This window comes from Pseudoxanthomonas sp. CF385, from assembly GCF_900104255.1.
Taxonomy (GTDB): Bacteria; Pseudomonadota; Gammaproteobacteria; order Xanthomonadales; family Xanthomonadaceae; genus Pseudoxanthomonas_A.
On sequence record NZ_FNKZ01000003.1, the window covers coordinates 294,420 to 308,335 of the forward strand.

Below are 13,916 nucleotides of genomic sequence, written 5' to 3' on the forward strand. Positions count from 1 at the left end.
CGCCAGGCCGGCCGCATCATTCGCCGAACGCGCTGGCCAAGGCGGCGTACGCCTTGCGTTGTTCGTCGGTCTCCGCGCGCGGCGCGGTGATTTCCAGTTCGACGATCTGGTCGCCCGGCGGCGTGCCCGGCAGGCCGCGGCCACGCAGGCGCAGCTTGCGCCCGGAATCCGAATCCGGCGGGATCTTCAGCTCCACCGCACCGCCCAGCGTTGGCACGCTGAGCGAAGCGCCCAGCGCGGCCTGCCACGGCGTCAGCGCCAACACGTGGATGATGTTGCGGCCGTCGACCTCGAATTGGGGATGCGGCGCGTACTCCACTTCCAGCAGCAGGTTGCCGCCCTGGCTGCCCTGCCCGGCAAGCCGGATGACCTGGCCCGGCTTCACCCCGGTCGGCACCCGGACATCGAGCTGGCGACCGTTGACGTTGACGCGCACGCTGCCGCCGTCATGCACCGCCTGCAGCGGCACCGCGAGCTTGGCCCGCGAATCGCGCGGCCCCTGGGGTCCGCGTTGCGAAGGTTGCTCGGCGCGGCCGCGCCGGCCGAACAGGCCTTCGAAGAAATCGCTGAAGCCCGCACCGCCCCCGCCGCCGCCCGCGCCGCCGAAGATCTCTTCGAAATCGAACTCCTGCGAGCCCGGCCCGCCGCGCCCGAAATCAGGCGGCGGACGGAATTCTTCGCCGGGACGGTAGCCACGCGCGCGCAGCTGGTCGTACGCGGCGCGCTTCTGCGGATCGCGCAGCGCCTCGTAGGCCTCGTTCACGGCCTTGAACTGATCCTCGGCGCCGGCTTCCTTGCTGACATCCGGATGGTATTTGCGGGCAAGGCGCCGGTAGGCGGTCTTGATCTCCGCGTCACCGGCCGAAGGTTCCACGCCCAGCACCGCGTAATAGTCTTTGAACTGCATGCGAACTCCGCCGTCTCCGGAGGCGGCCCGCACCGGCGGGCGCCACCGCGCAATTCTAATCGCCCGCGGTGCCGGCGGCGTGGAGGCGGCGCAGTCACGGTGGCGCGACGCCGGCGCGCTACACTGGATCGCATACCCCCACTACCAGGCAGTCCGATGAGCATCCAGGTTGGCGAGCGCATTCCCGAAGTGACCCTCAAGCGCATCCGCGAGGGCGTGGAGACGGTGGACACCATCGCCCTGTTCGATGGCCGCAAGGCGGTGCTGTTCGCCGTGCCCGGCGCGTTCACCCCGACCTGCTCCGAGAAGCACCTGCCGAGCTACGTGCAGCACTTCGAGGAATTCCGCAAGCGCGGCATCGAGGTGTTCTGCGTGTCGGTGAACGACCCGTTCGTGATGCAGGCCTGGGGCAAGACCCAGCACGTGCCCGACGGCCTGCAGATGCTGGCCGACGGCAACGCCGACCTGGCCAAGGCATTGGGCCTCGAGATGGACGCCAGCGCCTACGGCATGGGCGTGCGCGCCAAGCGCTTCTCCCTGTATGCGGAAGACGGCGTGGTGAAGCACGTCTTCGTCGAAGCGCCGGGCGAATACAAGGTCTCGGGTGCGGAGCACATGCTCGAGCAGCTTGGCTGATGCGCCTCCACCCGCGATGGCCCCGCCATCACGGGTACGGGCTCCCTAGCGCAGTACTTCGAACCGCACCCTCGTCCACGCACCGCTGCCGGCAAGCGCCGTGAGCTGGTGTTCGCCAGGCTCCCCGAAATCCCGCTGGAAGGCCTGGGCGCCCTGCGTTTCCGCGATCCAGCGGCCATCCAGCAACCACTGGATGCGCGATTCCGTTCCGAGCGCGCGCAGTTGCAGCCGCACGCCATGCGGACTGCCCGGCGCGCGGGCGAGCGTGGCGCGATCGCTGAGGCCTTCGATGCGCAGTTCCTCGGTGGCATCACGGCCATCGGGCTGGCAATCGGGCGACAGCGGCGGGAGCCGGGAGGCCGCCCGCGTCTGCGCCGGCAGCCACGGTGATGCGAGCGCCGGCCAGCGCGCGATCTCCGAGCTGCCTACCTCATGCCCGCGCGCGCATTCGGCGGACAGGCGCAGGCCACTTCGCGCGTCGATGTCGAAACGCTCGCGCCCCACGCTCCACAACCGCGCATCGCGCTCGGCGAACGTCGGCGGCACGTTGCCCCCCAGCGTCCACGCCTCTCTCTTGCGCTGGCATAGCGAAGGCGCATCGGCTTCCGGCGGCAGACCCAGGGGCCAGCAGATGTCGGTCGCCGCGACGTCGGCGGGTCGGGCCCGCGGCTCGGCGTCGCCGCGCGCGCGCGGCAGGCTGTCGATCACTTCGAACATCAGCGGCAGCGCGGTGACCGCCCCGTACTGTCCCGGCAACGGCGTGCCATCGGGGCGCCCTACCCACACGCCGACCGTATAGCGGCGCGTCCCGCCCAACGCCCAGGCATCGCGGAAGCCGTAGCTGGTGCCGGTCTTCCACGCCACGCGCGGCCGCAGGCCGGTGTCGAGTACGCCGCTGCCATAGCCGGGTCGTGGGTGCGCTTCGAGGACTTCGCGGATGATCCAGGCCGCGCCCGGCGACAGCAGTCGGCGGTCCGAAGGCGGATCCTGCGTCGTATAGCGCACCCTGCCCGACAACCCGTCGCGATTCAGGGCCGCATGCGCACCGACGAGATCTTCCAGGCGCGCGCCGGTGCCGCCGAGGATCAGCGACAGATTGGGCTTGGCGCCGCGCGGATAGCGCAACACCAGGCCATTGTTGGCCAGTCGCGCGGAAAAGCGATCCGGCCCGACGCGGTCCAGCAGGTCCACTGCGGGCACGTTGAGCGAAAGACGCAAGGCATCGGCCGCACTGACGGGTCCGTTGAACGCGGCGTCGAAGTTGCCGGGCCGGTAGCCATGGAACGCCTGCGGCGCGTCGACCAGCAGGCTTTCGGAATGGATGAGGCCATCGTCCAGCGCCAGGCCGTACAGGAAGGGCTTCAACGTCGAGCCGGGCGACCGCCATGCCTGCACCATGTCGACGTGGCCGAGCCGCTCCCGGTCGCCGAACGCCACCGATCCCACGTAGGCGCGCGCTTCCATCGTGGCGTTGTCGACCACCAGCAGCGCCGCCGAGGTGCGCGGCGGCAGCGTCGAGAAATAGCCCTGCACGCGCTCTTCCAGGGTGCGCTGCAGGCCTGCATCGAGCGTCGACACGATCCGCGCCGCGCGCGGCTGCTCCCGTCGGAGCCGCTCCGCCAGCAATGCCGCCTGCAACGGCGGTTGCAGGGCACGCGCGACGACCGGCTCGATGCCGGCGTCTTCCACCTCCGCGGGCGACCAGACGCCGAGATCGGCCATGCGCTGCAGCACCTTGTCGCGCGCCACCTGCGCGGCCTCGGGATGGCGATCGGGGCGAAGCCGGCTGGGCGATTGCGGCAGCACCGCGAGCAGCGCGGCTTCGGCGTGCGACAAGCGCGACGCCGGCTTGCCCAGATACGCCCAGCTGGCCGCTTCGACGCCTTCGATGGTGCCGCCGAACGGCGCGCGCTCCAGGTACAGCGTCAGGATCTCGCGCTTGGACAGGTGCGCCTCCAGCTGCACCGCCCGCAACATCTGCTTGGCCTTGCCCCACGGCGTGCGCGAGTGCCGGTCCAGCATGCGCGCGACCTGCATGGTGAGCGTCGATCCGCCGGATACCACGCGGCCATGGCGGACGAACTGGCCCGCCGCGCGCACCAGTGCCCAGGGATTGATGCCCGGATGCCGCCAGAACCAACGGTCTTCGTAGCTCAGCAGCGCCTGCAGATAAAGCGGCGACACCGTGTCCACCGAGGCGGGATAGCGCCACACGCCCTCACGATCGGCGAAGGCACGCAGCGGCGTGCCGTCGCGCGCGACGACGAGCGTGCTGGTGTCGCGCGTCTTCGGTAGCGGGGGCGGGAACGCGAGGTCGAGCACGAGCACCGTCACGAGTACGGCGACGGTACCCCAACGCAACCACGGCAACAGCCGGCGTGCGCGATGCAGGCCTTTCGCGATGCGCTCACGCGCGGATCCGAAGCGTGCTGCGTCCTTCATCCCGTACGGGCTCCTTCTCCCCGCATGCGGGGAGAAGGCGTGTCCCTCACGGCTGCACCACCGTCAGCGTCGCCGGCGATGCCTTGCCGACACCGCGGATGTCGGGACGGTACATGTCCTCGACCAGCGACGGCGGCACCGTGTACGTACCGGGCGTGACCGCACGGACCAGGTAGAAGAGCTTCGCCGTGCCGCCACGATCCAGCTTCAGCGCCGCCACGTAGCGATCGTCGCGGAACTCCTCGTGCTTGACGTCGGCAGCGCTGCCGCGATCGCTGATGGCGATGCCATCCACCACCACCTCGGCCCACTGCTTGGCGTCGCCCAGGTTGAAGTTCTCGATCTCGAGGCCGGCCGGCAGCAGGTCGGTGAACAATGCATCAGGCATCGCCACGTTCGCGGTGATGCCCACCCGCACGATCAGCGCCTCGCCTTCCTTCAGCGCGCCCCCCTTCCACTCCTGGCCATCGGTCGTGTAGTAGCGGCGCTCGATCCCGATCTGGCGGTTATCCGGCGCAGGCGCGCTGCGCGGGATGCCGGCCACATCCAGCGAGGCGTACAGCGGCGGCGAGCCTTCCGGCACGAAACGCACGCCCCGGGCCAGCGCGGCGTGATCGACGCTGCGACCGAACAGGCGCACCGGCGCCACAGCCTCCGCGTCGCCACCGATACTCCACTGTCCCGAGACCAGCTTCTTCTGGTCCACCATCAACGCCTTGCCCAGCCGCGCCAACGCCACCTGCTCCTGCGTGCTCAGCCACAACCAGCCGCTGTTGCGGCGCGCGTCCAGTTCGCGTCCCAGCGAGATCGCGCGGCGGTCGTACTCGGGCTTGGCCAGCTTGCGTTCGTGCACCAGCGCGATCATCAGCGCATCGTCACGCAGCTTGGTGCCGTAGTCGCCCAGGTACTCCGGTCGGTCGCCGGTCTTGGCGAAGCCTTCCGCGATCGCCTTGGCGCCGCGGTTGCGATCGCCCTGCAGCGTCAGCGCGATGCCCAGATGCACCAGCGGAAGACCGGTCAACGTCTTGCCGCGCTCGTTGTCGTACAGCGCGCGCAGCGTACCCAGCGGCGCACGGTTGACCCGCGCGAGCACGTAGCCGGCATAGGCCTGGTTGGCGAACTTCAGATGGTCGCGCCGGTCGTAGCCGTAGAACTGCGCGCCTCCGGCCAGCAGGTCCTCGTTGAGGCGGGTCAGCGCCTTCTGCAGCACGGCGTCCGGCACGGCGAAGCCGCCTTCGCGCGCGTCCAGCAGGAACTCGGCGATGTACGGCGTCAGGCCAGGATTGACGTAGTCGTCGTTGCCCCACATCGAGAAATGCCCATTGGCGACCTGCATCGAGGCGAGGCGACCGAACGCGCCTTCCATGCGTTCGCGACGCTTCTTCGCCTCCAGGCCCTCGATACCGAGCAGCTTCGCCGTGGCGTCGTCGAGTTCCAGCGCCGCATAGCCCTTGCTGGTGGTCTGTTCGGCGCACCCATACGGATATTCCAGGGCGCCCTTCAATGCACTGGCGAACGGGATCGGCGGCAATGCGCTGACGGTCATGCGCGCCGTCACCGAACCCGGCATCAGCCCGTCGGCGAAGCCTGCGCCCATCTCCACAGGCGCCAGGCTGTCCAGCACCTGCGTGCGCGAGCGCAGCACCGCCGGCCAACCCGCCCGCACCGGAACGTCGTAGCGCCGGTCCACCTTGAAACCGTTGCCTTCGACACGCACGCGGACCTGCGCCGTGGTGTAGCCCTCGCCCGCGGTGATCGGGAACGTCAGCGTGCGCTTGGCATCGATGGCGAGGTCGGCGCTGCGGCTGCCCTCGCCGATGTCCAGCGGCCCCTCGCCGTTGACCAGCACCTTGAACGCACCGGTCTTGCCGGTGAAGTTCTGCACGTCCAGGGTTACCGTGCTCTTGTCGCCCGGTGCGAGCACGCGCGGCAGGCTGGCTTCGGCCACGATCGGTGCGCGCACCACGGTCTTGCGGTCGCGATTTCCGTAGCGCGTATCCGAATAGACCAGCGCAGACACGCGCAGCGTGCCGTTGAAATCGGGCACCTTAAGCGCGATCCGCGCGTTGCCCTTGCCGTCCAGCTTCACCGGCCCGGAGAACAGGTCCACCGTCTGCACGCGCGAGGTGGGACGCTTCGCCTGCGGCAGTGCCGCTAGCGCCATGTCGCCGCCGAAACGCAGTTTCGCGCTGCCGCCCTCGAAGCTCTCGATCACGCGGCCGTAGATGTCGTAGGCATCCACGCCCAGGCGCCGCTGGGCGAAGAACTGCGCGTTGGCGTCCGGCACCGGGAAGCGGGTGATGTTGAGGATGCCCACGTCGACCGCGGACACGGTGACGTGCGCCGTCTGGCCAGCGAGTTCCGGCACGCTGACGCTGGCCCGCAGGTCCTGCTCCGGACGCATCTGTTTCGGCACCGACAGGCCGACCGCGACGCGACGGTCGCGACGGTCCATCGGCACGTGCGCCACGCCGACGGCGCGCGCCGGGGTGATCTTGCTGGGGGCCGATCCGCCACGGAACACCAGCGCGGTGACGTAGACGTCGTGGCGCTCCCATTCCTTGGTGACCGGAATCGAGAACGTGCTGCCCGGCTTGGCCTCGATCGCCTGCACGTACAGCATGCGGTCGGCTTCCACCATCAGCAGGCCCTTGCCGGCGTGCGGCGGCGTGACGGTGACCTTGAGCGTGTCGCCCGCCTTGTAGCCGGTCTTGTCCAGGGCCAGCTTGACCTTGTCGGGGCGCGCGTCGAGGCCACGGTTTTGGTCGTCCCAGCTCCAGCCCGCGCGGAACGGATAGCGCGTGGTCAGGCCCGTGGCCGGATCGAACACATCCAGCCGGTATTCGCCCCACTCCACCGGGAAATCGATCTTCGCCGCACCGGTACCGATCTCCAGCGTGCGGGTGTCCTTGTTCTCGAAGCGGCGGGTGAAGTCGTAATCCCAGCCGCCGTCCTCGTCGTAGTTCCAGTGGTAGTCGCGCAGCTCGCGCACCAGCGTGGCCTTCAGGCCCTTCGCCGGCTGCGGCTTGCCTGCCGCGTCCACGCGCACCAGCTCGAAGGCGGCATTGGCGTTGGCATCGGCGCCGTCCGTGTCGTCGAACAGCGGACGGATGCCGACCAGCGCATCCGCCGGCCACAGCACCCGCTTGAGCGTGCGGTTCACCGTGCGGCCACCGGTCTCGTAGACGCTGCCGGACACGATCGCGGCGATGGTGCTGCGCGGCTTGGCTTCTGCGGGCAGTGCGATGTCCTCTTGCAGCACGCCGTTCTCGGGCAACGTCGCATCGATGACGTCCTTGGCGTCCTTCGGCAGCTCCAGGGTGGGGTCGCCGAAGAAGTAGCCCGGCAACTGTTCCAGCGGATGCTGTTCCACCGCCACCGCCAGCTTGGCGGTGAAGCGGTTGCCGCTGGCGGGCGCTCCGTACAGATAGGCGGCGGTGGCCTTGAGCTTCAGCGGCTCGCCCGGCTTCAGCACGGGCCGCGCCGTATCCAGATCCAGCTTCATGCGCTCGGGCAGGAATTCCTCGATGCGCAGCGTCATGCCCTGCACCGCCTCCTTGCTGGCCGGATCGGTACGGAATTCCACCTGCCAGCGACCGGTCGGCGCTTCCACCGGGATCGCCTGCTCGAAACTGAAATAGCCCTGCGCGCCCGCCTGCAGGCGGGTTTCGCGGAATACCTTGCCGTCCGGCTGCTTGAGGCGCAGGAACACAGGCTGGCCGCCGCCCTGCTTCGGCGCAGGCACGGGCTTGCCGTCGTGGTCGCGCAGCAGGGCGGAGATGCGCACGGTTTCGCCGGGCCGGTACAGGTCGCGGCCGGACCAGGCGAACACATCGAACCAGGCCTGCTCGCGCCCGGCCACGGCGAACTCGGACAGGTCCAGCGCCGGCTGGTTGAACGGCAGCATGGACACGTCCTTGCCGCGCGTGGCGACCAGCACGTGGCCGGCGTCCAGGGCGTACTTCAACAGCGCGTTGCCGTTGCCGTCCGTCTTGCCGGTCAGCACCGCCTCACCGCGCGCATCCAGGACCTTCAGCTCGACGCCGCCGATGGCCGCGCCGTCCTGCAGCGACGCGGTATGCACGAACAGCGTGTCCTTGTACGCGCGCGTGTGCAGGCCGATGTCGCTGACGGTGAAGAATGCGGTCTCGAATTCGCCGGCGAACTTGCCGGTGCGCTTCATCACCGCGAAGTACAGGCCCGGGTCCTGCAGTTCGCGGATGTCCTGGATCGGCAGGTAGGTCAGCACGCGTTCGTTGGGCTTGCCGCCCAGCACGAAGCGGTTGAGATAGACCGGTTCGGCGAGCTCGCCGATCGGCGTGTTGTCGCCGTACTCGCTGTCCAGATCCCAGCTGCCGCGGCGGCCGCCGCGTTGGTACTCGGCGAAGAACTTCGGCAGCTGCTTCTCGCTGACGCGGAGGAACTCCACGTCCACTTCCGGCACGTTGATCGACACCACCGGCAGGCCGCGGCTCTCGCGCGCCGGCAGCACGCTGCCCTGCGAGGCGAACCCCACCGCGGGGTCCAGTTCGCCGGTGTGCACCTTGCGCGTGTCGTCCTTGCCCAGGCGCGTGCCGTCGGCCGCCGACAGGCCCGCCTTCAGGGTGACGTCGTAGTCCTTCGCTGCCTCCACCGACGGGAAGCGCAGGATGAGACCCTTGTCGTCCAGCACCCAGCTGCCCTTCACCGCCGCGCCGTTGGCGTCCTTCACCACCAGCAGGTCGTCGAACGCCTGGGAACTGACCAAGGGGCGGCTGAACTCCAACGCGATCGCCAGGTCGCCGTCGTGCTGGTCGGGATAGGCGCCGACCAGGGCGAAGCCCTCGACCTTGGCCGTCTCGGCCTTGATCGGTTCGCCGCTCGCTTCGGGCAGCTGTCCGGTTTCATTGCGTTTGCAGCCCGCCAGTACGGTGGCGGCCAGCAAGGCAATAAAAAACGCGCGCACCCAGCGGCTACGCGCGTTCGTCCTGTTCCGATGTACCGATCCCATGTGCCATTCCCTGCCGTGGTCGTGTCGGCAGTATAGAACGCAGGGATGGAGGCGGCGGGGTCATCGCCCGCACGCCTCCGGGTTCGATCAGGCCTCCGGAGCGGTTTCGCTGGCGTCGGGCGCGGCCGGCAAGGCGCCGACGCCACCTTCCACCGCCTCGTCCTCGTCCAGCGACGCATCCAGGCGCTCCACCGCCTGCAGCGTCTCGCCCTCGCCCAGGCGCATCAGGGTGACGCCCTGCGTGTTGCGGCCCACCTGCGAGATTTCCGCCGCGCGGGTACGCACCAGGGTGCCGCCGTCGGAGATCAGCAGGACTTCATGGTGATCGGACAGCTGGATGGAGCCGACCAGGCGGCCGTTGCGCTCGGTGGTCTTCAGCGCGATCACGCCGCGGGTGCCACGGCCCTTGCGCGGGTAGTCCGCCACGGGCGTGCGCTTGCCGTAGCCGCGCTCGCTGGCGGTCAGGATGTCGCCGTCGCCATCGACGACCACCAGGCTGACCACCTCGGAACCGGCTTCGGCGATCGGGGCCGCGGTGTCGCCATCCGCCTCGCCCTCGTCCTGCTCGCCTTCCGCCTCGGCATCGGCGCCTTCGGCCAGGCGCATGCCGCGCACGCCGGTCGCGGTACGACCCATGGCGCGCACCAGCGCCTCGGAGAAGCGAACCGCGCGGCCGTTGGACGCGAACAGCATGATGTCGCGCTCGCCGTCGGTCAGGGCCACGCCGACGAGGGCATCGCCTTCATCCAGGTTGATCGCGATCTTGCCGCGCGCCAGCTTGAACGCGAATTCGGTCAGCGGGGTCTTCTTGACGGTGCCGTCCTTGGTGGCGAAGAAGACGAACTTGCCCTCTTCGTAATCCCGCACCGGCACCACGGCCTGGACCTTCTCACCGGCTTCCAGCGGGATCCAGTTGATGATCGGACGGCCGCGCGCATTGGAGCCGGCTTCGGGCAGCTGGTAGACCGGCAGCCAGAACACCCGGCCACGGCTGGTGAAGGTCAGCAGCGTGTCGTGCGTGTTGACCAGCCACAGCTGGTCGATGAAATCCTCTTCCTTCGTCGCCGCCGCGCTCCGGCCACGACCGCCCCGCTTCTGCGCGCGGTAGGCGCTGGCCGGCTGGCGCTTGGCGTAACCGGCATGCGACAGCGTCACCACCATGTCTTCCGGCGCGATCAGGTCCAGGATGTCGAGGTCTTCCTCGCTGTGGCGGATCTCGCTGCGGCGCTCGTCGCCGAACTCGGCCTTGACGTTCAGCAGCTCGTCGCGGATCACCTGCAGCAGCACGTCCGGGTTCTCGAGGATGCGGATCAGGCCGGCGATGACCTCCAGCAACTGGCGGTATTCCTCGGTCAGCTTTTCCTGCTCCAGGCCGGTCAGGCGGTGCAGGCGCATTTCCAGGATCTGCGTGGCCTGCGCCTCGCTGAGCTGGTAGCGGCCATCGACGAAGCCGATCGCGGCAGGCAGGTCTTCCGGACGCGAGGCCTCGGCGCCGGCGGCGGCGAGCAGCGAACCGACCAGGCCCGGTTCCCAGGTCTTGGCCAGCATGCGCTCGCGCGCTTCCTGCGGGTTGGCCGACGTCTTGATCAGCTCGATCATCTCGTCGATGTTCGCGAGCGCGACGGTCAGGCCTTCCAGGATGTGGGCGCGGTTGCGCGCCTTGCGCAGTTCGAAGATGGTCCGGCGGGTCACCACTTCGCGGCGATGGCGCACGAACGCTTCCAGCATCTGCTTCAGGTTCAGCAGCTGCGGGCGGCCGTCGACCAGGGCGACCATGTTGATGCCGAACACCGACTCCATCGGCGTCTGCAGGTACAGGTTGTTGAGGACGACCTCGGCGGATTCGCCGCGCTTGACCTCGATATAGATGCGCATGCCGTCCTTGTCGGACTCGTCGCGCAGCTCGCTGATGCCTTCGAGCTTCTTCTCCTTCACCAGCTCGGCGATCTTCTCGATCAGCCGCGCCTTGTTCACCTGGTACGGGATCTCGGTGACGATGATCGACTCGCGGCCGTTGTCGTCGTTGACCTCGATGTCGGCCTTGGCGCGCATGCGCACGCGGCCGCGGCCGGTACGGTAGCCCGCCACGATGCCGGCGGTGCCGTTGATGATGCCGCCGGTGGGGAAGTCCGGGCCGGGGATGTACTGCATCAGCCCGTCGACATCCAGCTCCGGATTGTCGATCAGCGCGATCAGGCCGTTGACCACTTCCGAGAGGTTGTGCGGCGGGATGTTGGTCGCCATGCCCACCGCGATGCCGGCCGAACCGTTGACCAGCAGGTTCGGGAAGCGCGTCGGCAGGACCGTCGGCTCCTGTTCCTTCTCATCGTAGTTGGGCTGGAAATCGACGGTCTCTTTGTCGATGTCGGCCAGCAGCTCGTGGGTGAGCCGCGCCATGCGCGCTTCGGTGTATCGCATGGCCGCCGCGGCGTCGCCGTCGACCGAGCCGAAGTTGCCCTGGCCGTCGACCAGCATGTAGCGCAGCGAGAACGGCTGCGCCATGCGCACCAGCGTGTCGTAGACCGACTGGTCGCCGTGCGGGTGGTACTTACCGATCACGTCACCGACGATGCGGGCGGACTTCACGTGCGGCTTGTTGGCGTGGTTGCCCAGTTCGTTCATCGCGAACAGGACGCGCCGGTGGACGGGCTTCAGGCCATCGCGGACATCCGGGAGCGCGCGCCCCACGATCACGCTCATCGCGTAATCGAGATAGCTGCGACGCATCTCGTCTTCGAGGTTGACGGGGATGATTTCCTTGGCGGTCTCGGCCATTCGGGTTCCGTGTTTCGCTGATTGTCTCGGGCCTGAATCCGGGCCAAAACGGGCCTAGCCGGCGTGGGCCAGCGAGGCAGCGACAGGCGGGGATTCCGGCGGGTTCTGCAACCTGCGGAGTGTATCACAACGGGCGCGCCCAACCGACCTTTTCGGCCCGAGAAACAAGCACTTATGGGGTCCGTTACGGCCCTTGCGCGGAGCCTGGCGGATTCACCGCCGGCGCAGGCTCGAACGCCGGGCGCCGGACACGAAAAAGCCCGGCCAAGGCCGGGCTTCTCGCTGGAACTGGTGGGCGGTACAAGTTTCGAACTTGTGACCCCTGCCGTGTGAAAGCAGTGCTCTACCGCTGAGCTAACCGCCCGAATTCGTCGGGGCGCGCATGATAAACGGGGACCGGGGAGCCGGTCAACGCACCGGCTTCAGCGATCCTTGGTGTCGCACAGGGCGCTGACCCGCCGCGGCGGCGCGAACGCATCGCTGCGCGCCTCGGCCCAGAAGTCGCGGAACACCGCATGCGCCGGCACCCGGTCCAGCAGTTCCCCCGGCTCCAGGAACCGGTACAGCGACGCCAGCGAACGCACTTCGACCGGCGACACCCGGCGCAGGATGTGTTCCGGCCCCAGCTGCTGCGGGTGGTCCAGGCCCGCCGCGCACAGCATGTCGCGCAGGGCCTTCAGGGTGTTGTCGTGGAACTGCTGCACGCGTACCGACTTGTCCCCCACGTCCAGGTGCTTCCAGCGCGCGGGGTCCTGGGTGGCGACGCCCGTGGGGCACCGGTCGTTGTGGCAGCTCTGCGACTGGATGCAGCCCAGCGCGAACATGAAGCCGCGGGCGGCATTGCACCAGTCCGCGCCCATGGCCATCGTGCGGGCGATGTCGAAGGCGCTGATGATCTTGCCGGCCGCACCGACCCGCACGCGATCGCGCAGGTTCAGGCCCACCAGCGTGTTGTGGACCAGCAGCAGCGCCTCGTGCATCGGCACGCCGACGTGGTCGATGAATTCCGCCGGCGCCGCGCCGGTGCCGCCTTCCGCGCCGTCCACCACGATGAAGTCCGGCAGCAGGCCGGTCTCGTGCATGGCCTTGGCGATGCCGAACCATTCCCAGGGATGGCCGATGGCGAGCTTGAAGCCGGTGGGCTTGCCGCCCGACAGTTCGCGCAACCGGGCGATGAACTGCAGCAGTTCGACCGGCGTGGAGAAGGCCGAGTGCTTCGCCGGGGAGACGCAATCGTGTCCCATCGGCACGCCGCGCGTGGCCGAGATTTCGGCGCTGACCTTCGCCGCCGGCAATACGCCGCCGTGGCCGGGCTTGGCGCCCTGCGACAGCTTCAGTTCGATCATCTTCACCTGCGGCGACCGCGCGTTCTCGACGAAGTGCGCCTCGCTGAAGCGGCCCTGCTCGTCGCGGCAACCGAAGTAGCCCGAGCCGATCTCCCACACCAGGTCGCCGCCCTTCTCTCGGTGGTACGGGGAGATCGAGCCTTCGCCGGTGTCGTGGTAGAAATTGCCGCGTCGCGCGCCCTCGTTCAGCGCGCGCACCGCATTCGCCGACAACGCGCCGAAACTCATCGCCGAGATGTTGAACACGCTGGCCGAGTACGGCTGCGTGGAACCCGCGCCGATGACCACGCGGAAATCGTGCGAATCGACGTGTGTCGGCGCCATGGAATGGTTGATCCATTCGTAGTCGACGCTGTACACGTCCTGCTGGCTGCCGAACGGAACGACGTCCATCACGCCCTTGGCGCGTTGGTAGACCAGCGAACGCTGCTGGCGCGAGAACGGTACTTCGGCCGTATCGCCTTCGATGAAGTACTGGCGGATTTCCGGTCCCACCGATTCCAACCCGTAGCGGAAGTGCGCCAGCACCGGGTAGTTGCGGCGCAACGTGCTGCGCGTCTGTAGCACGTCCCACGTGCCCAGCAAGGCCAGCGCACCGAAGATCGCCACGCCCCACCAGGCGGATGGCCAGGACAGCGCCGCTACGAGCATCGCGACGGTGAGCACCAGGACGACGGCATAGGCGAGGTAACGCTGCATCGGCAGTCTCCCGTGGGCCAGCGGAGATTCTAAGCCAAGCCCTGCGACCGCAGGCCGCAGCCTGCGCATATGCGCACGCGAGGGTTGATCCGGATCAATGCCGCGGACCCGGCGCGGTGCG

The 13,916-nt window shown here is 68.7% G+C and carries 6 protein-coding genes and 1 tRNA gene; 1 reads left to right on the forward strand and 6 read right to left on the reverse strand.

All coding sequences use genetic code 11. The annotated features are described in order from the left end of the window. Window positions 1-16: 16 nt before the first annotated feature. Window positions 17-907: a DnaJ C-terminal domain-containing protein gene (locus BLT45_RS16745; protein WP_093303294.1), complete on the reverse strand. Its 891-nt coding sequence runs from the start codon at window positions 905-907 to the stop codon at window positions 17-19. A 156-nt stretch (window positions 908-1,063) separates the two neighbouring features. Here BLT45_RS16745 and BLT45_RS16750 point away from each other — a divergent pair, with 156 nt between their 5' ends. After that, window positions 1,064-1,543 carry a peroxiredoxin gene (locus BLT45_RS16750; protein ID WP_093303299.1) on the forward strand — a complete coding sequence of 160 codons (480 nt, stop codon included), beginning with the start codon at window positions 1,064-1,066 and terminating at the stop codon, window positions 1,541-1,543. Window positions 1,544-1,588: 45 nt separating this feature from the next. Here the strand turns inward: BLT45_RS16750 and pbpC are convergent, their stop codons facing one another. The 5 genes from pbpC to BLT45_RS16775 form a co-directional block, all read right to left on the reverse strand. After that, complete coding sequence (pbpC, locus tag BLT45_RS16755) at window positions 1,589-3,985, reverse strand: penicillin-binding protein 1C (RefSeq protein ID WP_093303303.1); 2,397 nt, start codon at window positions 3,983-3,985, stop codon at window positions 1,589-1,591. A gap of 46 nt (window positions 3,986-4,031) precedes the next feature. Then, entirely contained in the window at window positions 4,032-8,975 is a 4,944-nt protein-coding gene (locus BLT45_RS16760) for an alpha-2-macroglobulin family protein (protein ID WP_093303307.1), read from the reverse strand. Window positions 8,976-9,062: 87 nt separating this feature from the next. Beyond that, a complete protein-coding gene (gene gyrA / locus BLT45_RS16765) occupies window positions 9,063-11,750 on the reverse strand; it encodes a DNA gyrase subunit A (RefSeq protein WP_093303311.1) in 2,688 nt (895 codons plus the stop codon). Between the two features lie 289 nt (window positions 11,751-12,039). Further along, a tRNA-Val gene (locus BLT45_RS16770) sits at window positions 12,040-12,114 on the reverse strand. 58 nt (window positions 12,115-12,172) lie between these two features. Further along, window positions 12,173-13,795 (reverse strand): FMN-binding glutamate synthase family protein, encoded by a 1,623-nt coding sequence (locus tag BLT45_RS16775; RefSeq protein ID WP_093303316.1) that lies wholly within the window; start codon window positions 13,793-13,795, stop codon window positions 12,173-12,175. Between the last annotated feature and the right edge of the window lie 121 nt (window positions 13,796-13,916).